The sequence below is a fragment of the Formosa sp. Hel1_33_131 genome, from assembly GCF_001735745.1.
Classification (GTDB): domain Bacteria; phylum Bacteroidota; class Bacteroidia; order Flavobacteriales; family Flavobacteriaceae; genus Hel1-33-131.
Map to the genome: position 1 here is coordinate 234,347 of NZ_CP017260.1, position 19,530 is coordinate 253,876.

Sequence of the window (19,530 nt, forward strand, 5' to 3'; positions counted from 1 at the left end):
ATTTTGAAAAACATTTTACCTGTAATCATCGTATCAATTGTGATGGCTTTACTTATTGCCGCTTCAAAAAAGAAACCAAAAAAAGATGGACTTGGAAATATTATTTTACAACTCCCAAAACTATATCCAATAGTTGGAATTTCAGTGATAATTGGAGGACTTGGATTATTGATATATGCTTTCTTCTACGCTAATGAAAATGACCAAATTTTAGCCATTATTTGCAGTTTAGTCGCAATGGTCGTTGGCTTATTGTTATTTGCCAAAGGTTTTATTTCTCATATAAAAGTAACTGATTTAGGCCTTATTGAAACGACACTATTTGGAAAACAAAAAGAAATAAAATGGGATGAAATTAGAGATTTATCATTTGGAAAAGTAAGTCTTGAACTGAAAATTATAAGTTCTGACAAAAATATAAAAGCACATATGCATTTAGTTGGTTTTCAAGAATTGGTTTCTAAATTAGAAGAAAAAACAGGGAAAACAAGAATTCAAATTGGGATCCCTGAATAAATCAAAAAACATTATTTCAACTTCAAAACCAAATTCGGATCGGGGCAATTTGACCTGTAAAAGTCTAAATTCTTTTGGGAAGATACGCCCGGATAATCTCCTTCATAGTTTGCCATATTTTTAATGATTTGAAAATGTAAATGTGGGGCATAATCACCGTTTACAGTTGCATCTCCTAAATACCCAACAACCTGTTCTTTGCTTACTGGAGTATTTTTACACAAACCTTTAATTGACGACTTAGACAAATGCCCGTAAAGCGTGTAAAACATGACACCCTTGATGCAATGTTTTAGGACAATCGTAGGGCCATAATCGCCATGATTGGTATTATCTTGAAAGCTATGCACCACCCCATCAAAAGCGGCCAATACAGGCGTTTCAGCAGCACACCACAAGTCAACTCCCAAATGAATGTTACGAGATTCTAAAGTGTTTTTAGTTTCAAAATAGGTGCTTCTCGTATAGATGGAACGCGTCTCTAAATACCCACCAAAAGCAATGGACTTATTTCGGTCTTGTAGATATTGATTGATATACGCACTCCACGATTGGGAGCAGCTGGTATCAAAATCCTTAAGAGCTTTATTGTCTTTTGATAAGTCTATCGGAACATATTGACTAAAATCAACCGTTGGTGCAATAACCCGAACGGGCGTTTGTGATAACTCAAATAAAAAAGTCTTAAAATCCATCGGATACAATTAGGATCGAAAGATACGGACAATCAAAAAAACAATCCTAATATAAAAAATTAGATTAATTTAGCAGCAATAGACCAAACGTGAACAAAGAGCAATCAAATAAAACAGCACTTCAGGAAAAAGAAGGGATTTCGAACCAAGAAGCCACAAGCAAACAGGCGATTTCTCATCTAAAAAAGAAGCGTCAAGAACAACCTTCTGCTGCAGCATTGCTGGAAGGAATCCTAATCGGGAACACGGCTGCACTCAGTCGGGGGATCACCTTGATTGAAAGTCATAATATTGCGCACAAAGAAAAGGCAAACACACTCATTCAAAGCTGCTTAGAACATCAAAAACCTTCCGTTAGAATTGGAATTACGGGGGTGCCTGGTGTGGGAAAAAGTACGTTTATAGAAACACTCGGTACTTACTTGACCACTCTTGGAAAGAAGGTTGCAGTATTAGCGGTGGACCCGAGTAGTAGCCTCACTAAAGGCAGTATTTTAGGCGACAAAACCCGCATGGATGCACTGGTTAAAAATCCGAATGCGTTTATCCGTCCTTCCGCAGCCGGCGATTCTTTGGGGGGTGTGGCACGACACACGCGTGAAGCCATTACCCTTTGTGAAACAGCCGGTTATGATGTAATTCTTATAGAAACGGTTGGCGTTGGACAAAGCGAAACGGCGGTACACAGTATGGTTGATTTTTTCTTATTGCTAAAACTCGCAGGTGCAGGTGATGAACTCCAAGGGATCAAACGGGGAATTATTGAAATGGCGGATGCTATTATTATCAATAAAGCGGATGGAGACAATCTAACGGCTGCTAAATTAGCAAAGGTGGAATTTAACCGTGCGCTTCACTTCTACCCTGCCAAAGCCTCTGGATGGATGCCTAAAGTCGTATTGTGTAGCGCCCTTGAAAACAAAGGCATCGATGCCACTTGGAATTTAATTAGCGATTATATAAATCATGCTAATAAGGAGGAGTATTTTACAAAAAAACGTCAGGAGCAAAACACCTTTTGGTTGCTTCAGTCCATTGAAAATCAATTAAAAGATCAATTTTTTCAAGATGAAACCATCGCTAAAGAATTGCAGATTCAAAAAGAGTTGATTGCAGCAAATAAACGCTCGCCTTTTGCAGCGGCTGAATATCTATTGAACCTTCACAAAAAGCATTCGTAAGCGTTTAAACACGGAGTAAAACAAATAGCCCGACAACACACCAAACGACAGTCCACACAGAATATCTAAGGGATAATGAAGTCCTAAGTAGATGCGGCTGTAAGCCACAACAATGCTCCACACGATCATATAATAAATCACGTTTTTATAGACGGGACGTAGCATCAAGCCTGTAAAAATAGCTGTCGCCATTGAATTGGACGAATGTCCTGAGAAAAACCCATAGCCCCAACACTCCCCTTGTCTGATGTGTTCTAACACCCCTTCTTGTGCACAAGGACGAAGCCGTTCAAAAGTAAATTTAAAGAGGTTCGTAATTTGATCCGTAAATAAAATCATTCCAGCAATGGTGAGTACTAAAATAACAATCTCTTTAATCGTGAAGCGCTTGGCGATTAAATAAATCAAAACGAGATATAAAGGAATAAAGGTCAACTTGTTGGTGACTACCAACCAAAATCCATCCCATGAGGGGGTTCCTAAATTATTTAAATAAAGTAATAGCGAGCGGTCAAATTCTATAAGTTGATCTAACATAATTAATCGTCGTAAGTTGAAACTTCAGAGTCATAAAAAGCAGACGCTTCTTGTACGGCAGTTTCCGTTTCCGAAAGTAATTCTTCTTCGTCCTGCGTGTCAAAATCTTCCAACCACTCCACTTCATCCGTTTCTAGATTGATGATAAAACGTGGAAACTCTGTGTGTATCACATAAATTGCTGTTGGAAATTTAGTATTATCTCCGAGTATAAATTTTGGTAATTCCATGCTTAGTTGTTATGAGTTTGTATTAAACGGTTCGTTAGATAAATAAATCTAAGATATAAAAAAATTGATGCCGACCCTAATCCTACCAAAAGTCCGATCCAGATTCCTGTACTTCCATAGACGTCTTCTTTTCCAAGAAAATAACTCGTTGGGAAGCCAATGATCCAATAGGATATAAAGGTCAACAGGGTTGGGATTTTCACATCTTGCAAGCCTCTCAATGCCCCTAAAAACACAACTTGAGCACTGTCACTCAGTTGAAAAAGTGCTGCCACCAATAGTAATTTTGAAGCGATTGCCACCACTTCCTGATTGTCTAAATAGTTATTGACGTCTTCTAAATCGAGATAAAGCGCTGGAAACACATCGTGAAATACCAAGAAAAGAATCGCAAATACAGAGGCAAATAAAATCCCCATCAAAAATATGGACTTTGCAATGCGCTGGAGTTCCACATAGTTTTTTAATCCTTTTTGGTTGCCAACACGAATCATTGCCGTGACGTTCAAACCCATCGCAATCATAAAGGTCATAGAGGATAAATTCAATGCAATTTGATTGGCTGCTTGCGCATTTTTTCCCAAAACACCACTCAACCAGATTGCTGCCGTAAAAATAGCGACTTCAAATAACATTTGCATGGCACTTGGCAATCCAAGGTTCATGATTTTTTTAAGCATGGAATTATCCAAAACAAATAGTTTTATATGGGTTACAAATGCCTTTGCTTTTTTATTATTTTTCAGTAAAATCCAGATCAAAACAATCATGGCAACTCGAGAAATCAAAGTACCAATTCCAGCACCAATAATGCCCATTTCTGGAAATCCAAACTTTCCGAATATCAACAAATAATTAAAACCAACATTTAAAATATTGGCAAAAATAGTGGCATACATGGCGTGTTTGGTTAATGACAAGCCATCACTAAATTGTTTAAACCCTTGAAAAATAATGAGAGGGATTAATGATATCGCAACAATATTTAGATAAGGCATCGCTAAAATCACCACTTCTTCGGGTTGTTCCATGAAATACATGAGCGGTTTTGCCAATAAAATCATGCCGTACAACAATAGACTTAAAACGATGCACAAAAACAAGCCGTGTTTAAAAGCAGACTTTCCTTTTTTGAAATCATTTTCAGAATCTGCTTCTGCAACCAAAGGGGTGATTGCCGTAGAAAATCCAATTCCTAAGGACATTGCTACAAAGAAAAAACTATTTCCGAGGGATACTGCTGCCAGTTCTGCTGACCCCAATTGCCCAACCATGATGTTATCAACAAAGCCGACAAAGGTATGCCCGAGCATGCCCATAATGACTGGGTAGGCTAACTTCCAATTGTAACTGAATTCTTTTGTTAAGTGTGCTAACATTCTAAAATAAGGTGTTAAAAAAAAGGAGTAAAAAGACTTTGCTTTGTCAATCTGAACCTGCCTAACGTCAGGCAGGTTTGTTTCAGATTCTGAAACGAGTTCAGAATGACAGATTCTCTTCTTTTTAGACAGCTTTATTCCTCTTCTTCTGAATTAGAAGCTTCGGTTTTAAAATCGAGGAGCTGGTGTTTGTTTAATAAATTATACCAATTTAAAATCTTTTTGATATCGCTCGGATAGACGCGGTCTTCATCGTAATCAGGGAGTACGGAAAAGAAATACGCTTCTAAATCATCTTTTGAGGCTTTTGGACTGGTGCTTGTTTCTGCACCTTTTTCTTTATCAAAAATCTTTGACAACACTTCTTTTAATGGCAATTCTTCGTTAAGTGTATAAATCGCAATTTCACTTAACAGACTGACATTACTACTGATGCTGACCGAAATTCGTTTTTGATCGAGCAGAGATTCTGCGATAAACCCGCCACGAGATTGGGTAATTAATTTGTATAAGCCGGGCTTTTTAGAAATGGCTAAAATTTTATCTAATTCCATTGATTGAATTTATTGTTAATTTAAGATCGTTTTTTTGAAATATTTGGAAATCGCATGCGGTAATCAACACTGGTTTTTCCCTTAGAAATATTGGTTAACTTTCCTTTTAATAGACGTTTTTTTAAGGTAGAGACTTTGTCTGTAAACAGAACACCTTCGATATGATCGTATTCGTGCTGAATGACTCTCGCAATTAAACCATCGAATTCTTCAACATGTGTTTTAAAATCTTCATCTTGATATTCCACTTTTATTTTTGGACATCTAGATACATCTTCGCGCACGTTGGGAATGCTTAAACAGCCTTCGTTAAAATCCCATTCTTCACCTGATTCTTCAAGTATTTTGGCATTTATAAAGGTGCGTTTAAAGGCTTTTAATTCCGCTTGCTCTTCAGGTGAATAGCTTTCATCATCTGCAAAAGGAGTGGTGTCCACTAAAAACAAACGAATTGAAAGCCCAACCTGTGGTGCGGCTAAGCCAACGCCAAAAGCGCCGTACATAGATTCGTACATATTGGCAATAACTTGCTCTAATTTTGGATAGTCTTTAGAAATTTCAGTTCCTCTTTTTTTAAGAACTGGATCTCCATAAGCCACAATTGGTAAAATCATACTACTGAATATAAGGACTCAAAAATACGATTTTTGAGATTATAAAATAATACTTCTATAATTATTTATTATGAAGATAGGATTGGAGAATAAGAGTCGCACTAATTTCATCGACAAGCGCCTTGTTTTGACGTTGTTTTTTTTTGAGACCACTGTCAATCATCGTTTGAAATGCCATCTTAGAAGTAAAACGTTCATCCACTCGTTCAATGGGAATCAAGGGGATTTGTTTTTTTAAGAGTTCAATGAATTTCAAAATTAAAGGCTCACTCTCAGAGAGTTCGTTGTTCATTTGTTTTGGCAAACCGATTAAAAACAGATCTACTGATTCGTCCTTACAATAGGTTTTTAAAAAGGGTATGAGTTTTTTGGTCTCTACCGTAGTCAAACCCGAAGCAATAATTTGCATTTCGTCAGTGACAGCGATGCCACAGCGTTTACTTCCATAATCAATTGCTAATAATCGTCCCATAAGGGACAAAAATACAATTTAAAAGCTTGATAATCCCTTTAGAGTTGACTGATTCCAAAAGGTGTTTTTATAATTTTCTCCTTTTTAGTTTGAGCCCTGATGTTCAGATTAGCAATGATAGCCGCTTCGTTTTTATAGCCTCTTAAATGAAATAAATGCAGACAAATAGCACTGTATCTGATTTGTAGCCCTTTGACTTTGTAATTCACTAAACGTTCCCCAAATTCGCGATCCTCTCCCCCATATTGCATTCGGGAATCAAAACCGTTAACCGACATAATATCTTTTTTCCAAGCAGAAGAATTCATCCCGTTCCAGGTTGCTTTTGTGACCGTGTATTTGTTTAACAACAATTCTTTACGACCTTTAGAACACAATTTGTTTAGCTTAAAAGTTTTTTTAAGACCAAGGTATAAAAGCCATTTTGGATCAAAACACGTTTGTGCCTCTATATCTGACTCTGTTATTAAATCTGAAATTGTTTTAGGAAGTTTAAAATAGCCCCCCGACAAGAAAGAATTGGGAGCTCTTTTTTGATAATGCACTGCTACAAAATCATTTCGAGGGATGCAATCTCCATCTGTAAATATGAGATAGTCTGAATTAGAGGCAAGAATAGCTTTGTTTAAAATTGTTGTTTTCTGAAATCCTTGGTCTTCATGCCAAACATGAATAATTTGTAAGGGTGTTTGTGTTTGAAACTGTTCAATGATTGTTTTTGTGCGGTCGTCAGAACCATCGTCTGCAATAACAATTTCAAAAGAATCAAAGGTCTGATATTGATAGCCTAAAAGCGTTTTACGCAACCATTCTGGTTGATTATAAGTACTGATAATGACAGAAATAGTAGGAGACTTCATAGACAATGGGGATTGTTTAACTTAAATAAATTTAGGGTTTTACATAGTTTCGACCCTGCTTTCACGAATGAGTCACATTTATTTATTTATTACTTTATTATTAATCTTATATTTGCAAAAAATTAATACAATGGATAACTTACGATCACTTATAGAAACTGCTTGGGAAAACCGAACACTTTTAAACGAAAATACTACAAAAAATGCGATTAGAAAAATCGTTGATTTATTAGATAAAGGAGAACTTAGAGTTGCTGAGCCCACAACAGATGGTTGGCAGGTGAATGAGTGGGTCAAAAAAGCAGTGGTGATGTATTTCCCTATCCAAACGATGGAAACTATTGAGGTTGGACCGTTTGAGTTTCATGATAAAATTCCATTAAAAACAGGCTATGCGGAAAAAGGCATTCGTGTAGTGCCACATGCAGTGGCGCGCCATGGTGCTTATATTTCCAAAGGAACTATTTTGATGCCAAGCTATGTGAATATTGGAGCGTACGTAGATGAGGGCACCATGGTTGACACATGGGCGACTGTAGGAAGTTGTGCGCAAATTGGTAAAAACGTTCACCTTTCAGGCGGCGTTGGTATTGGCGGTGTGTTGGAACCGCTTCAAGCGGCTCCCGTAATTATTGAAGATAATGCCTTTATTGGTTCGCGCTGCATTGTTGTGGAAGGAGTTCGTGTGGAAACGGAAGCTGTATTAGGTGCCGGAGTTGTCTTGACTATGAGTACAAAAATCATTGATGTAACTGGTGATAAACCCGTTGAATATAAAGGACTTGTACCTGCACGTTCGGTTGTGATTCCTGGGAGTTATGTAAAAGAATTCCCTTCTGGAAACTACAATGTTCCTTGTGCTTTGATTATTGGAAAAAGAAAAGAAAGCACCAACAAAAAAACGTCTTTAAACGATGCTTTAAGAACGCATAATGTTGCGGTTTAATCCGTAGATTTAAATACCATTTTTCGACCGCTTCGTTTTAGCTTTTTAGTATCTATTTTTTTCTGAAACTGACGGCTATAATGAAGCATTCCGCTCTGAATTTCCGTTAGCGGAGTTTCGCTTAATACCGCATACTCTTTAGACATAATTTGTATCATCGCCTTAGACAACCAGAGGCGCCTAAAATTATGCATTCGTTTTTTAAAATTCATCGCCTCAAAACGCATGCGATTCAAATCGATTAAATAAAAATCGTATTGAGCCACATCTGTTTTTACAATGAGTGTATTCCCTGGAGAATGGTCTAAGAAATTGACATTTTCTTCGTGTAGTTTAAACGTGAAAGCTGTAAACTGTTTTAAAATTTCAACTCTGTTTGGAAACTTTAAATCATGAATCAATACTCTAAAATCAAAATCATAGGCTACATGCTGACTGACATAGTAACTTTGTTTGAGACCAAACCATGATGAGGCTTCAAAATAAGCGATCGGGGTAGGTGTTAAAATAGATTTTTGAGTTAATAAATTTCCATACTCATAGGATCTTCGTGCTTTTGATTTACGAATGTATTTATAAACAAAGGAATTAAAAACATTTGGGGTTTTAAATTGTTTAATATTCAAATGCAGCCCTTCAATTTTGAGAGATTTTATGGTATTTCGATCTCCTTTCAGCACGGTAATCCCTGAGGTTTCAAAATCACTTATTGCCTTTGATATTGCAGTAGAATAAGAGGAGAATTTGGAATGTATAATAATATTATTCATGTAAACTTTTAGTAACTTTAAAAAAAGTAATATCTTGCTAAGATAGTCTTTAGTCGTTAATGAAAAAAATACTTGTAATTCAAAATAAGCGAATTGGTGATGTACTCATTGCCTCTTTAATCGCAGCGAATATTAAAAAAGTAATCCCAAATTCTCGGGTTGATTATTTGGTTTATGACTACACAACAGGTGTGATCGAAAACAATCCCAACATTGATAGAATCATTCCATTGAATGAAAAAGAATTAAAGAAAATTCCAACGCTTCTTAAAACGGCTTGGCACATCCGAAAGGAAAACTATGATATTATTTTTGATCCGTATTCAAAGTTTCAAAGTAAGTTCATTTCACTGCTCTCAAAAGCCCCCATTCGTGTAGGCTATCAAAAAAAGGGTAAAAGTTCTATTTTTAATTTTCATACGCATAAGGTGCTACCTTTAGATAAAAAAACACTGCCATGCGGGAAATCTATCGAAGAAAGAGTTCATTTGGTGGATTCAGCATTTCCATTAGAAGCTCCCATTTACACGCCAAAAATTTATTTAACAGATACAGAAAAAAAGTATTCACAATTAAATAACTATTCTAAACCAGTGGTGATGGTTGGTGTTTTGGGAAGTACTCCTCAAAAATCAATGCCGTATTCGTATATCGTGGAGCTCATTGATTACGTCACTTCCAATTTTGAAGTGAATGTAATGTTCAACTATGCGCCAAATCAAAAAGCAGAGGCCACTAAAATTTATGAGGCTTGTAAGCACCAAGACGCCATCATTTTTGATCTTTATGAACCGAATATCAGAGGCTTTATTTCGCTAATGAATCAGTGTAAACTTTTGATTGCTAATGAAGGTGGGAGTGTTCATATCGCTAAAGCACTTGACAAACCAACGTTTACAATTTTCTCTCCCTACATCTTAAAATCGGATTGGTCTAGTTTTGAAGATGGACAGCTGCATACCTCTGTACATTTGTTGGACGAAAAACCCGATTTATTTTCCACTTCAAGAGAGGAACGTCGGAAAATTGAAGAAGACCCTACGTTTTTATACAATCAACTGACCCCAGAAATTATTCTTAAGAACTTAACGCCGTTTTTAAAACATCATATCTCATGAGTAAACTAAGTTATTTAGATAAATTTCATATTTGGCGTCGAAAATTACGTTGGAATCGACAGTACAAAAAAGGGCGATGGGATTATTTGAGAAATGATGTAGAAGCCCCTCGCTATTCAAAAATATTAGAATTTATAAAACAGCATTCCAAAAAACAAGCTAGTATTTTAGACTTAGGATCTGGCGAAGGGGTGTTAAGAATGCGGTTAGAAAATGAAGCTATTGGCTATTTTTTAGGTATTGATTTTTCTAAATTCTCTATTGAAACTGCAAATAATTACAAGTTTAAAAATGCTGATTTTCAGGTTGCGGATTTGCATTACTACAAACCCCCTCAAGAATTTGATGTCATCGTTTTTAATGAAGCTTTTTATTATATTAATGACGCCGTTAGAGCCAAGGTTCTGAATCGGATTTTAGGCAAGCTTAAAAAAGATGGGATCTTAATCACGTCTATTTTTAAAGAAGGTTCTGGATGTTGGAAGTATTTTGACATCCCTGAACTAGAACAATTAGATTTTTCTAAAGTAGCTTCGGAGAAAGGAACTGCCTATTGGAAATTAGGAGTGTACAGAAAGCTATAAACGCTTTATTTTAAAACATTTTAAAAATACCATAATCAGTCCAAGATCTGTTTGCAGATTTGATGTTTTTTCTGATTTCTAGATTCTTATTAATCGATTCTTGAGTTTTATAACTCCGTGGATGGTCGAGATGCACACAAATAGCACTGTATCTAATTTGCTTACTCTTTATGCCATAGTTAAACAAACGCTCTCCGAGTTCGCGGTCTTGCCCACCATATTGCATGCGCTCATCAAAACCATTAATCGACATAATATCTTTTTTCCAGCCTGAAGCATTGTGTCCATTCCAACTTGCAGTGGTTGGCGTCAACAAATTCAAAAGCCAAGATTTAAAACCTCTTGCGGTGAGTTTATTGTTTTTAAAAGACATTTTTAAACCGTTTGATTTTAACCATTTCAGATCAAAACAACGACCTTCATAAATATCTTCATCGGAAATTAGCTTTGAAATATTCATAGGCAGCATAAAATAACCTCCTGATAAAAACAAACCTTGTTTTCTATGTTTGACATGAACTTCCACAAAATCGACTCTTGGAATGCAATCCCCATCTGACATAATGATGTAGGGAGTATTGCATTTTTCAATCGCTTTGTTTAATATTTGAGATTTTTGAAACCCATTATCCTCATGCCACACATGTACAATCGGATAAAAAACTTCTTTTTGAATTTTTTCAATAAGATCAAACGTTTCTTGATTAGATCCGTCGTCGGCAATTACAATTTCAAATAATCTGTACGTCTGATTATTATACCCATAGAGTACTTTTGCTAACCATTCAGTGGAGTTATATGTGCTTATAACAATAGAAGTGTCTATTTGATTCATAGGGTGCAAATATAAAGTTTTTTTGTAAGTTTACACTTTAAACGCAAATGCAAACTTTAACCGTCATAATCCCAACGTATAACGAAGCCCAATATCTGGAGGGCGCCTTATATTCTGTTAAATTTGCAGATGAAATTATTGTCGTGGACTCTATGAGTTCTGACGCTACTGTTAAAATTGCAACCGATCACGGATGTCAAGTTATATCTAGAAAGTTTGATAACTTTTCGAATCAAAAAAATCACGCACTACAATTTGCTACTAGTGATTGGGTTCTGTTTTTAGATGGAGATGAACGCATTACACATGCGCTTCAAAAGGAAATTTTAGAAGCTCTGAAATCCAATAAACACACAGGCTATAAACTTAATTTCCCTCACTTCTATATGAATCGTTTTTTATACCATCATGACAACAATGTCACACGCTTAGTGGTGAGAGACAAATGTCATTTTGAAGGAAGTGTGCACGAAAAACTTATTGTTGAGGGCTCTATTGGAACGCTGAAAAACAAAGTATTACACTATACTTACAAAGGCTTATTGCATTATATTGGTAAAAAAGATTCCTATGCTTGGTTTCAAGCCGAACGAATTTTGTCCAAAGGAAAAGGGATGAATTATTTTCATTTAGCTTTTAAACCGGCCTACAGATTTTTCCATGAATATATTGTAAGACGTGGGTTTTTAGATGGAATTCCTGGACTGGCCGTTGCAGCGATTAATTCCTACGGCGTGTTTTCGAGATACGCCAAATTGATGCTCCTCAAAAAAGGCCTAAAATAAAGAGAGTTTTCCAAATTTTAATTTGAGTCTGAATTTAAACAAACTGTCTTCTCCTTTAATATCCAATCGGTTTAATTCATAATTATTTTTGAAAGGGAGTTTGTTCAGTCTATTTCCAATTCTTAAACCATAAGCAATGTTTTGCTTTTTTAAGACATCAAAAAAAATAGTTTTCTGAGGTTCTTCTCGTGGGAAATTACCATAGGGATACGCCAAAACATTACACACATTCAATGCATGTTTGGAAACAAAATCATGACATTTTTTAAAATCTTCTTGTATTAATTCCATTGACAATGAACTGTAGGGACGGTGCTCAAAAGAATGCAACCCAAGTTCTATGATAGCTGGATCTAAATCCTTTAGTTGTGAAACCGTCATGATTTCTTCAGTACCACCGTTCCATGAATCAGTACTTCCAACAAAAGAAAAAGGTGCATAAAAACATGCTTTTAAATTGTATTTTTTAAGAAGAGGATACGCGAATTTATATTGACTCACATACACATCATCAAAAGTAATAATAATGGGGTTTTTAGGATATTCATCTGTTTGTTTAAACTTTTGAATGTCACTAAAATGCAAACTTGTATAGCCCTGAGCAACTAAATACTGAAACTGTATTTCCAATTTTTCATAAGACAAAGTCAGTCCTTTGCTTTTGGAAGGCTGGTCGCAAATATTATGATACATTAAAATTGGTAAACGCGGCATGGCTCAGTAGCTTATATTAGCTGTAAAATTATTACTTTTGCAGCCGACTACATAATTATTTTTAATTAGTTTTATATTTCATGATTAGTGCCATCGTTATTTCGTTTTTTGATCACAGCTATATTAAGGAGTGCATTGCAAGCATCGCCTTTGTAGATGAAATCATTATTGTCGGAAAAATAGATCCAACGGTACTGTCCGAAATTCAGCACACACACCCAGTTCAATTTATTGAATCTGAATACATTGATTTTGATTTTTTGCTTGATAAAGGAAGCTCAAAAGCAAGCCATAATTGGATTGTAGGGTTAGAAGCAAATCATTGTATTTCAAATCAATTGTCAGAAGAAATCACTGAGATTGCTATGAACCCTGATTCATCAGGGAATTATAAGTCCGAAACCCGTTTCAATTTTATGGGTAAATTGTTGAATTTTTCTGGGTATAGAACTCGCTACACTTCTCTTTTGTTTCATAAAAACTCACTTGGTACTAAAATTGCAGCTAAAAAATTAAAAGGCCCTGTTGAAGAACTTTATTTAGATTTTGATCGTTATAATGAACGACTGACAAAAAAAGCAAAACTTAAAGCTCGAGATTTATATATTAATAAAATACGTCCTCATTTTTTTCATTTTTCATGGAATCCTTTATGGGAACTAAAAAAAATATTCATTTTTAAACTCGGTTTTTTAGATGGTAAAGAAGGGTTTGTATTCGCCTATTTAAAAGCTTTTGAAGAATTTAAAACCTATTTATTTCTTTGGCTTATGTACCGAAATATAGAATAAGCATGATAAAACTATCAGGAGTCATCATAACGTACAATGAAGAGGAGCATTTAAGAAAATGCCTGTCCTCTTTAGTTGACGTTGTGGATGAAATTATTGTCGTAGACTCCTACTCTACTGATAAAACACAAGAAATTTGTAAGGAGTTTAATGTGACTTTTATACAACAAAAGTTTTTGGGATATTTTGAACAAAAAAACTTTGCGTTAGAACAAGCAAGCTACAATCATGTACTGTCTTTAGATGGTGATGAAGCGCTTTCTGATAAGTTGAAATCCTCCATCTTAGAAGTTAAAAAAAATTGGAAATACGCAGGCTATTATTGCAATAGAAGAAATAATTATTGTGGGAAATGGATTCGCTTTTCAGATTGGTATCCAGATAAAAAATTAAGACTTTTCAAAAAGGACAGTGGAGAATGGAAGGGCATCAATCCGCATGATACTTTTAAATTAAAAAGCAATATCAAAAGTGGCAAATTAAAAGGCGATATTTTACATTGGATTTATAGAGATTACGACGAACATAAACAAAAAGTTGAACAGTTTTCGACCATTGGCGCAAAATCTTATTTTGATTTAAAAATTTCGGCTTCTCTTTTTAAAGTTTACTTCAGACCTTCATGGGCGTTTTTTAAATCTTATATTTTAAGACTTGGGATTTTGGATGGAAAATATGGATGGCGCATCTGCAAACAAGCATTTATCGTTACCTATTTAAAATACAGTAAATTGAGGCAACATTGGAAAAATTCAAAAGCATAAATTGAATAAAAAATTTAATTAACGTTTAAAACTGCACTAAACATATGAACCTTTTACAAATTACAGTCTCAGAAGTTTGGAGAGGTCATGAGCAAAAAATAATATATTTACACGAAGCTTTCGAGGATAATCCTGACATTCATAATCAATTTATTCTCTGTGCTAAAGACACCCCTGTATATGATATAGCGGTGGAAAAAAAAATGCAAGTCACTGGACTTAATGTTTCTTCAGAATACGATTTCAAAATTGCAAAACAAATTTCTGAATTCATTAAAGAACATAAAATTGACATCGTGTTCATACACAGTAGCAAGGCGCATACACTCGCTGTCATTTCACATTTAGTATTTAAACATTCCGCACACCTTGTGCTGTGCCGTACCCTGATAAAACGGGTTGATACAAATTTTTTCAGGAAATGGAAGTACAATTATAAGGGCATAAAAAAAATAATTTGCGTCTCAAACCCAGTCGTAGATGTTTTAAAATTTGCCGTGAAAGACCACTCAAAAATGTGTGTCGTTGGAAGTGTAACGGACGTCAATAAATTTACTAAAACTGAAAAAAATGGACTTTTGCACAAGGAATTTAACATTCCGAAAGACCATAAAATTATAGGTAATATTGCTGAATTCACAGGGTTCAAGGATCATTATACTTGGATCGATGCCGTTGAAGAATTAGTAAAACGAAACAGTTTTAAAGCGACTTATATTATAGTCGGAAAAGGAAGTCTTGAAAAAGACATCCGAAGTTATGTAAGCGAAAAAAACTTAGAAGCCCACATCGTTTTTGCAGGGTTCAGAAAAGACATTCCAGAAGTACTGCCAGAATTTGATTTGTTTATGTTCACCTCAAACAATGAGCCTACAGGAGGTGTATTGTTAGAGGCCTATGCATGTCGCGTTCCCATAGTGGCAGCGAATGCAGGGGGAATTCCAGAAGTAATCGTACACAATGAAACGGGGCTTTTAGCTGAAGTTGGCAACCCTATAGATTTTGCAGACAGGGTGGAGTATTTGATGTCTAACCCTAAATTACAAAAAGAATTCACAGAGAACGGCTATCAATACTTAGTGGACAATTTCACAAAAAAGGTCATTGCAGAAAAAATGTATAAGGAATTAGCTCAAGTAATGGAGCTGTAAAAATTAAACTGGCAAGTGTATTAAATCCCCTAACTCTTTATTTAATCTTTCAACGGTGAGTCTCCTATTTGCTGCCCAAGGGAAAAATGTTAATTCCCCAAAATAAATTTTATTTTCAATAGAGTACAAATCCACACGAACAAAAATAAAATCATTCGCTAACTTTTCAGAAACCGTCAGTAACTCCTCTAAATTATCTGGTTTTGGAACTTCCTTAGACAAGTAATCTACTTTATTATCATCTGGAGACATTCGATTCCAATTTAAATCATAATAACAGTTTCTATGTTTCCCGTTGTCAAAAGTTTTCACCCAAATACAAGCAGGTTTTCCATGGATACAGTAAAATTTATAATCCAAAATATGATCGTTATCTAATTGGTCTAAGTACGTTTCGGCTAAAATTCTTGGCTGTACATCCTTATAAATGCGCTCTCTATATCGATCGTAATAATTTAGAGACATGAAGGTATTCAATTTTGACTTGGCATCCTTCCAATCCAAACTGCTTTTATCCTTTACAATAACGTTATAACCTGATCCATGTGTACCTTTTAATGCAAATTGATTTGGTAAATCGTCTAAATTTATTTCATCGACATGGTTATAAATGGCGATAAAATCATTTAGATAGGACGCGCCTATTTTATCTTCCACATAAGATCTGATTTCATATTTGTCAACATAATCTTTATAAGCCTCTGTATATTTGAAAAATTTCAACCATTGTAGTTTTTCAGTGAATTCCGTTGGATTTTCAATATTTAAGGATCTGTTATTCTTTGACTTATAATATGTTTTCACAAATTGAATATCCGTGCCAAAGTTTTTAAAATATTTTGTGAGGAGTTGATAATATTTTCGTTTGAAAAAATTCATGCTTTTTTAAAAAATTTTTGAATCTAATTTATAGTATTGATCCATTTAAATGGATCATAACAAATATATTAATATCTTATTGGATATCTTCGCAATATATATTTTTTAAAGAAATGAATACCGAACTAAACAACACTATTAAGACTTTAAAGCAAGGCGGACTTATTCTCTACCCTACGGATACCGTCTGGGGGTTGGGTTGCGATGCCACTAATTTTGCAGCGGTCGAAAAACTATTTAAACTCAAAAATCGAGAGGATCAGAAAACCATGATTTGTTTGGTGAGTGATTTTAATATGTTAAATTATTATATTGAAGAAATTCCAGAAGCGGCATACAGTGTTTTAGAATATGCCTCCGCTCCTACCACCATCATTTACGATAAACCTTTAAGAGTGACTGAAAATCTTATTGCACCAGACAATACTTTGGCCATCCGCATGGTGAAAGAAGGGTTTTGTGCAAATTTGCTAAAACGATTTAAAAAACCAATCGTTTCAACTTCCGCAAATATCTCTGGAAAACCCACTCCAAAATCCTTTCAAGAAATTGAAGACTATATTTTAAAAGGTGTAGACTATGTCGTAAATTTGGAGCGCACAAACAAAACGGCTAAACCTTCTTCAATCATTAGATTGAGTAATAATGGAGAAGTAAAAGTTATTAGAAAATAATTTTTAGACGCTTTGGAAAGCTTACAAAACATGAACTACAAACACGCATTAACATCACCAATATTTCAAGTTGTCTCAAAATCTGCAGATGAGCTTGGGGTCGATTGTTATGTCGTTGGGGGCTTTGTCCGTGATTTTGTTTTAGAACGCGGTCGCGAAAAAGATATAGATATTGTTGCGATTGGAAGCGGCATTGAACTCGCAAAACGCGTTGCCAAAAACCTTCCGAACAGTCCTAAAGTTCAAGTTTTTAAAACCTATGGCACTGCCATGATTCGCCATGAAGGTGTTGAACTTGAGTTTGTAGGTGCACGTAAAGAATCTTACAACGAAGACAGCAGAAATCCCATTGTGGAAGATGGCACTTTAGAAGAAGATCAAAACAGAAGAGATTTCACCATCAACGCGATGGCGATTAGTTTGAATTCAGCAACTTACGGACAGCTTCTGGATCCTTTTGATGGCCTTCAAGATTTGACTGACAAATGCATCAAAACTCCTTTAGATCCCGCAATCACGTACAGTGACGATCCTTTACGGATGTTGAGAGCCATTCGGTTTGCAACGCAACTGGATTTCGAGATTGAAGCGGCTTCATTTAATGCAATTAAAGAGCAATCCCATCGGATTGAAATCATCACGAAGGAACGCATCAACGTTGAAATTCAAAAAATATTAGAAAGCAAAAAACCTTCTATTGGGTTTATATTACTTGAAGAATCTGGTTTACTTCAGCGTATCATACCTGAGTTGACAGATTTGAAAGGCGTTGATATTCAAGAAGGTCAAAAGCATAAAGATAATTTTTACCATACTTTAGAAGTCGTTGATAATATTTGTAATCATACGGACAATATGTGGCTCCGTTGGGCAGCACTCCTCCACGATATTGGAAAAGCACCCACAAAACGTTTTAGCAAAAAAGTAGGTTGGACCTTTCATGGGCACGAACTTAAGGGCTCGAAAATGGTGTATCATTTATTCAAACGTTTGAAAATGCCTTTGAATGACAAAATGAAATATGTTCAAAAACTCGTGTTTATGAGTTCGCGACCTATTGTATTGGCACAAGAAAACATCACCGACTCTGCGGTGCGACGCCTTGTTTTTGATGCCGGAGAATTTGTCGAAGATTTGATGACGCTTTGTGAGGCAGATATTACTACTAAAAACCCTTATAAGTTCAAAAAATATCATAACAATTTCAAACTTGTTAGAGAGAAAATTATCGAAGTTGAAGAACGCGACCAAGTGCGTGATTTTCAACCGCCCATTTCCGGAGAAAAAATCATGGAGACCTTTGATTTAAAACCTTCCAAAGAAATAGGGATTATTAAAGAATTTATCAAAGAAGCTATTTTAGAAGGGATCATCCCAAATGAACCTGAAAAAGCGTTTGAATTGATGTTAAAAAAAGGAACCGATTTAGGATTAACACGCGCTGATGAAAAATAAATTTAGAACCGTCTCAAAAATTGCTTTAGTACTCATTTATTTAGTCATCGTAGCAGGTGCTGTTGTACGAATGACAGGATCCGGAATGGGCTGCCCAGATTGGCCCAAATGTTTTGGATATTTTATCCCTCCTACCGAGAGCTCCCAATTATTATTTGAAGCAAATCGTACTTATGAAGAAGGCATGATGATTCTAATGGATCACGAAGCCTTTTTAGTTGCTAAAACTGATTTTATATCTGGGGAAAAATTTAATGCATCCGATTGGGAGGTTTACAGCAAGCACGATTACACGACATACGACCCCGTTCACACTTGGGTAGAATACATCAACCGTTTGACTGGAGTTCTATCTGGAATCCCTATTTTAATTTTTACAGTCTTAGCGTTTTGGTTTTGGAAAAAAAACAAGTGGATTCCTCTTATTTCTGTACTGACTTTATTTGGCATGGGCTTTCAAGCATGGCTTGGAAAAACGGTGGTTGACTCGAACCTAGCACCCTATAAAATTACCATTCATATGGTGATGGCACTGCTAATCGTGGCTTTTATTTTGTATCTGATTTTCGCATCTAAAACCACTTATAAACCTCAAAAATATCAAAAGCGTTTTTATAACATTCTTCTTTTAGCACTTGTACTTTCGTTGGTACAAATTATTTTAGGCACACAAGTAAGACAGTTTATAGATGAACAAACAAAGCTTTTAGGGTTTCAAAAATCACTTTGGTTAGCATCTCCAGAATTGAACTTTTACATTCACCGCTCTACCTCCATTTTGGTCTTGGTGTTGAATGGCTATTTGTGGTATCTGAACAGATCAAATTCGTTAGGATTCCATAAAATAAAACTGGTCATTTATTGCGTCCTACTGGAAGCAGCAACAGGTATTTTGATGTATTATTTTGATTTTCCATTTTTAAGTCAACCTTTACATTTAGTCATTGCTTCCATACTGTTTGGAATTCAGTGTTACATACTTCTTGAATGCCTTCATAAAAAAAGAGAAAAACAGCAAGCATAAGA

The 19,530-nt window shown here is 35.4% G+C and carries 24 protein-coding genes; 12 read left to right on the plus strand and 12 right to left on the minus strand.

The features are described 5' to 3' along the window. Window positions 1-3: 3 nt before the first annotated feature. On the plus strand, window positions 4-516 hold the full coding sequence (locus FORMB_RS01120) for a hypothetical protein (protein WP_157498051.1): 513 nt from the start codon (window positions 4-6) through the stop codon (window positions 514-516). 11 nt (window positions 517-527) lie between these two features. Here the strand turns inward: FORMB_RS01120 and FORMB_RS01125 are convergent, their stop codons facing one another. Then, the gene (locus FORMB_RS01125) at window positions 528-1,211 is read right to left on the minus strand and encodes a peptidoglycan DD-metalloendopeptidase family protein (protein WP_069675706.1); all 684 of its coding nucleotides are present in this window, start codon (window positions 1,209-1,211) and stop codon (window positions 528-530) included. Between the two features lie 89 nt (window positions 1,212-1,300). Between FORMB_RS01125 and meaB the strand changes: the two genes are divergently transcribed. Continuing rightward, window positions 1,301-2,392 carry a methylmalonyl Co-A mutase-associated GTPase MeaB gene (gene meaB / locus FORMB_RS01130; RefSeq protein WP_069675707.1) on the plus strand — a complete coding sequence of 364 codons (1,092 nt, stop codon included), beginning with the start codon at window positions 1,301-1,303 and terminating at the stop codon, window positions 2,390-2,392. On the opposite strand, the gene FORMB_RS01135 is transcribed toward meaB, so the two are convergent. The 7 genes from FORMB_RS01135 to FORMB_RS01165 all read right to left on the minus strand — a co-directional run bounded on the left by FORMB_RS01135 (window position 2,363) and on the right by FORMB_RS01165 (window position 7,038). After that, the gene (locus FORMB_RS01135; RefSeq protein ID WP_069675708.1) at window positions 2,363-2,929 is read right to left on the minus strand and encodes a phosphatase PAP2 family protein; all 567 of its coding nucleotides are present in this window, start codon (window positions 2,927-2,929) and stop codon (window positions 2,363-2,365) included. The two genes, meaB and FORMB_RS01135, sit on opposite strands and share 30 nt — an antisense overlap. Before the next feature lie 2 nt (window positions 2,930-2,931). Then, the gene (locus tag FORMB_RS01140; protein WP_069675709.1) at window positions 2,932-3,159 is read right to left on the minus strand and encodes a hypothetical protein; all 228 of its coding nucleotides are present in this window, start codon (window positions 3,157-3,159) and stop codon (window positions 2,932-2,934) included. 2 nt (window positions 3,160-3,161) lie between these two features. Next, a complete protein-coding gene (locus tag FORMB_RS01145) occupies window positions 3,162-4,538 on the minus strand; it encodes an MATE family efflux transporter (protein ID WP_069675710.1) in 1,377 nt (458 codons plus the stop codon). 134 nt (window positions 4,539-4,672) lie between these two features. Next, on the minus strand, window positions 4,673-5,092 hold the full coding sequence (locus FORMB_RS01150; RefSeq protein ID WP_069675711.1) for a DUF5606 family protein: 420 nt from the start codon (window positions 5,090-5,092) through the stop codon (window positions 4,673-4,675). Between the two features lie 20 nt (window positions 5,093-5,112). Further along, window positions 5,113-5,706: a peptide deformylase gene (gene def / locus FORMB_RS01155; RefSeq protein ID WP_069675712.1), complete on the minus strand. Its 594-nt coding sequence runs from the start codon at window positions 5,704-5,706 to the stop codon at window positions 5,113-5,115. 61 nt (window positions 5,707-5,767) lie between these two features. Next, window positions 5,768-6,178: a Holliday junction resolvase RuvX gene (gene ruvX / locus FORMB_RS01160; protein ID WP_069675713.1), complete on the minus strand. Its 411-nt coding sequence runs from the start codon at window positions 6,176-6,178 to the stop codon at window positions 5,768-5,770. Between the two features lie 38 nt (window positions 6,179-6,216). After that, complete coding sequence (locus FORMB_RS01165) at window positions 6,217-7,038, minus strand: glycosyltransferase family 2 protein (RefSeq protein ID WP_069675714.1); 822 nt, start codon at window positions 7,036-7,038, stop codon at window positions 6,217-6,219. 130 nt (window positions 7,039-7,168) lie between these two features. Between FORMB_RS01165 and FORMB_RS01170 the strand changes: the two genes are divergently transcribed. Then, on the plus strand, window positions 7,169-7,984 hold the full coding sequence (locus tag FORMB_RS01170) for a 2,3,4,5-tetrahydropyridine-2,6-dicarboxylate N-succinyltransferase (protein WP_069677852.1): 816 nt from the start codon (window positions 7,169-7,171) through the stop codon (window positions 7,982-7,984). On the opposite strand, the gene FORMB_RS01175 is transcribed toward FORMB_RS01170, so the two are convergent. Further along, window positions 7,981-8,754, minus strand: coding sequence for a lipopolysaccharide kinase InaA family protein (locus FORMB_RS01175; protein WP_069675715.1), 774 nt, complete (start codon window positions 8,752-8,754; stop codon window positions 7,981-7,983). The genes FORMB_RS01170 and FORMB_RS01175 overlap by 4 nt on opposite strands. 59 nt (window positions 8,755-8,813) lie before the next feature. Between FORMB_RS01175 and FORMB_RS01180 the strand changes: the two genes are divergently transcribed. Beyond that, window positions 8,814-9,872 (plus strand): glycosyltransferase family 9 protein, encoded by a 1,059-nt coding sequence (locus tag FORMB_RS01180; RefSeq protein ID WP_069675716.1) that lies wholly within the window; start codon window positions 8,814-8,816, stop codon window positions 9,870-9,872. After that, window positions 9,869-10,456, plus strand: a complete 588-nt coding sequence (locus FORMB_RS01185) for a class I SAM-dependent methyltransferase (RefSeq protein WP_069675717.1) — start codon at window positions 9,869-9,871, stop codon at window positions 10,454-10,456. Before FORMB_RS01180 ends, FORMB_RS01185 begins: the two co-directional genes overlap by 4 nt. Before the next feature lie 10 nt (window positions 10,457-10,466). On the opposite strand, the gene FORMB_RS01190 is transcribed toward FORMB_RS01185, so the two are convergent. Next, window positions 10,467-11,291, minus strand: a complete 825-nt coding sequence (locus tag FORMB_RS01190) for a glycosyltransferase family 2 protein (RefSeq protein WP_069675718.1) — start codon at window positions 11,289-11,291, stop codon at window positions 10,467-10,469. Between the two features lie 47 nt (window positions 11,292-11,338). Here FORMB_RS01190 and FORMB_RS01195 point away from each other — a divergent pair, with 47 nt between their 5' ends. After that, window positions 11,339-12,076 (plus strand): glycosyltransferase family 2 protein, encoded by a 738-nt coding sequence (locus tag FORMB_RS01195; protein WP_069675719.1) that lies wholly within the window; start codon window positions 11,339-11,341, stop codon window positions 12,074-12,076. Here the strand turns inward: FORMB_RS01195 and FORMB_RS01200 are convergent. Further along, window positions 12,068-12,769 carry a polysaccharide deacetylase family protein gene (locus FORMB_RS01200; protein ID WP_231925558.1) on the minus strand — a complete coding sequence of 234 codons (702 nt, stop codon included), beginning with the start codon at window positions 12,767-12,769 and terminating at the stop codon, window positions 12,068-12,070. The two genes, FORMB_RS01195 and FORMB_RS01200, sit on opposite strands and share 9 nt — an antisense overlap. A gap of 101 nt (window positions 12,770-12,870) precedes the next feature. On the opposite strand from FORMB_RS01200, the gene FORMB_RS01205 reads away from it, so the two are divergent. From FORMB_RS01205 to FORMB_RS01215, 3 genes are read left to right on the plus strand one after another with little or no spacing between them, the layout of a single operon-like run. Further along, the gene (locus FORMB_RS01205; RefSeq protein WP_069675721.1) at window positions 12,871-13,581 is read left to right on the plus strand and encodes a hypothetical protein; all 711 of its coding nucleotides are present in this window, start codon (window positions 12,871-12,873) and stop codon (window positions 13,579-13,581) included. A 2-nt stretch (window positions 13,582-13,583) separates the two neighbouring features. Then, complete coding sequence (locus tag FORMB_RS01210) at window positions 13,584-14,345, plus strand: glycosyltransferase family 2 protein (protein ID WP_069675722.1); 762 nt, start codon at window positions 13,584-13,586, stop codon at window positions 14,343-14,345. Window positions 14,346-14,389: 44 nt separating this feature from the next. Then, a complete protein-coding gene (locus tag FORMB_RS01215) occupies window positions 14,390-15,496 on the plus strand; it encodes a glycosyltransferase family 4 protein (protein WP_069675723.1) in 1,107 nt (368 codons plus the stop codon). A 3-nt stretch (window positions 15,497-15,499) separates the two neighbouring features. Here the strand turns inward: FORMB_RS01215 and FORMB_RS01220 are convergent, their stop codons facing one another. Then, on the minus strand, window positions 15,500-16,375 hold the full coding sequence (locus FORMB_RS01220; protein WP_083243872.1) for an ATP-grasp fold amidoligase family protein: 876 nt from the start codon (window positions 16,373-16,375) through the stop codon (window positions 15,500-15,502). A 113-nt stretch (window positions 16,376-16,488) separates the two neighbouring features. On the opposite strand from FORMB_RS01220, the gene FORMB_RS01225 reads away from it, so the two are divergent. The 3 genes from FORMB_RS01225 to FORMB_RS01235 are packed head-to-tail and all read left to right on the plus strand — an operon-like array spanning window position 16,489 to window position 19,528. Further along, window positions 16,489-17,049, plus strand: a complete 561-nt coding sequence (locus tag FORMB_RS01225; RefSeq protein WP_069675724.1) for an L-threonylcarbamoyladenylate synthase — start codon at window positions 16,489-16,491, stop codon at window positions 17,047-17,049. Window positions 17,050-17,079: 30 nt separating this feature from the next. Next, entirely contained in the window at window positions 17,080-18,504 is a 1,425-nt protein-coding gene (locus FORMB_RS01230) for a CCA tRNA nucleotidyltransferase (protein WP_069675725.1), read from the plus strand. Beyond that, window positions 18,494-19,528, plus strand: a complete 1,035-nt coding sequence (locus FORMB_RS01235; RefSeq protein WP_069675726.1) for a COX15/CtaA family protein — start codon at window positions 18,494-18,496, stop codon at window positions 19,526-19,528. The genes FORMB_RS01230 and FORMB_RS01235 overlap by 11 nt, the downstream gene beginning before the upstream one ends. Window positions 19,529-19,530: the final 2 nt, after the last annotated feature.

Bases quoted from the DNA above. Each gene is read 5' to 3' on its own strand.
- FORMB_RS01210 (WP_069675722.1), top strand. From the start codon at position 13,584: ATGATAAAACTATCAGGAGTCATCATAACGTACAATGAAGAGGAGCAT.
- FORMB_RS01170 (WP_069677852.1), top strand. From the start codon at position 7,169: ATGGATAACTTACGATCACTTATAGAAACTGCTTGGGAAAACCGAACA.
- ruvX (WP_069675713.1), bottom strand. From the start codon at position 6,178: ATGGGACGATTATTAGCAATTGATTATGGAAGTAAACGCTGTGGCATC.
- FORMB_RS01220 (WP_083243872.1), bottom strand. From the start codon at position 16,375: ATGAATTTTTTCAAACGAAAATATTATCAACTCCTCACAAAATATTTT.
- FORMB_RS01135 (WP_069675708.1), bottom strand. From the start codon at position 2,929: ATGTTAGATCAACTTATAGAATTTGACCGCTCGCTATTACTTTATTTA.
- FORMB_RS01205 (WP_069675721.1), top strand. From the start codon at position 12,871: ATGATTAGTGCCATCGTTATTTCGTTTTTTGATCACAGCTATATTAAG.
- FORMB_RS01125 (WP_069675706.1), bottom strand. From the start codon at position 1,211: ATGGATTTTAAGACTTTTTTATTTGAGTTATCACAAACGCCCGTTCGG.
- FORMB_RS01215 (WP_069675723.1), top strand. From the start codon at position 14,390: ATGAACCTTTTACAAATTACAGTCTCAGAAGTTTGGAGAGGTCATGAG.
- FORMB_RS01230 (WP_069675725.1), top strand. From the start codon at position 17,080: ATGAACTACAAACACGCATTAACATCACCAATATTTCAAGTTGTCTCA.
- FORMB_RS01185 (WP_069675717.1), top strand. From the start codon at position 9,869: ATGAGTAAACTAAGTTATTTAGATAAATTTCATATTTGGCGTCGAAAA.
- FORMB_RS01165 (WP_069675714.1), bottom strand. From the start codon at position 7,038: ATGAAGTCTCCTACTATTTCTGTCATTATCAGTACTTATAATCAACCA.
- FORMB_RS01200 (WP_231925558.1), bottom strand. From the start codon at position 12,769: ATGTATCATAATATTTGCGACCAGCCTTCCAAAAGCAAAGGACTGACT.
- def (WP_069675712.1), bottom strand. From the start codon at position 5,706: ATGATTTTACCAATTGTGGCTTATGGAGATCCAGTTCTTAAAAAAAGA.
- FORMB_RS01150 (WP_069675711.1), bottom strand. From the start codon at position 5,092: ATGGAATTAGATAAAATTTTAGCCATTTCTAAAAAGCCCGGCTTATAC.
- FORMB_RS01195 (WP_069675719.1), top strand. From the start codon at position 11,339: ATGCAAACTTTAACCGTCATAATCCCAACGTATAACGAAGCCCAATAT.
- FORMB_RS01145 (WP_069675710.1), bottom strand. From the start codon at position 4,538: ATGTTAGCACACTTAACAAAAGAATTCAGTTACAATTGGAAGTTAGCC.
- FORMB_RS01140 (WP_069675709.1), bottom strand. From the start codon at position 3,159: ATGGAATTACCAAAATTTATACTCGGAGATAATACTAAATTTCCAACA.
- FORMB_RS01180 (WP_069675716.1), top strand. From the start codon at position 8,814: ATGAAAAAAATACTTGTAATTCAAAATAAGCGAATTGGTGATGTACTC.
- FORMB_RS01225 (WP_069675724.1), top strand. From the start codon at position 16,489: ATGAATACCGAACTAAACAACACTATTAAGACTTTAAAGCAAGGCGGA.
- FORMB_RS01235 (WP_069675726.1), top strand. From the start codon at position 18,494: ATGAAAAATAAATTTAGAACCGTCTCAAAAATTGCTTTAGTACTCATT.
- FORMB_RS01190 (WP_069675718.1), bottom strand. From the start codon at position 11,291: ATGAATCAAATAGACACTTCTATTGTTATAAGCACATATAACTCCACT.
- FORMB_RS01175 (WP_069675715.1), bottom strand. From the start codon at position 8,754: ATGAATAATATTATTATACATTCCAAATTCTCCTCTTATTCTACTGCA.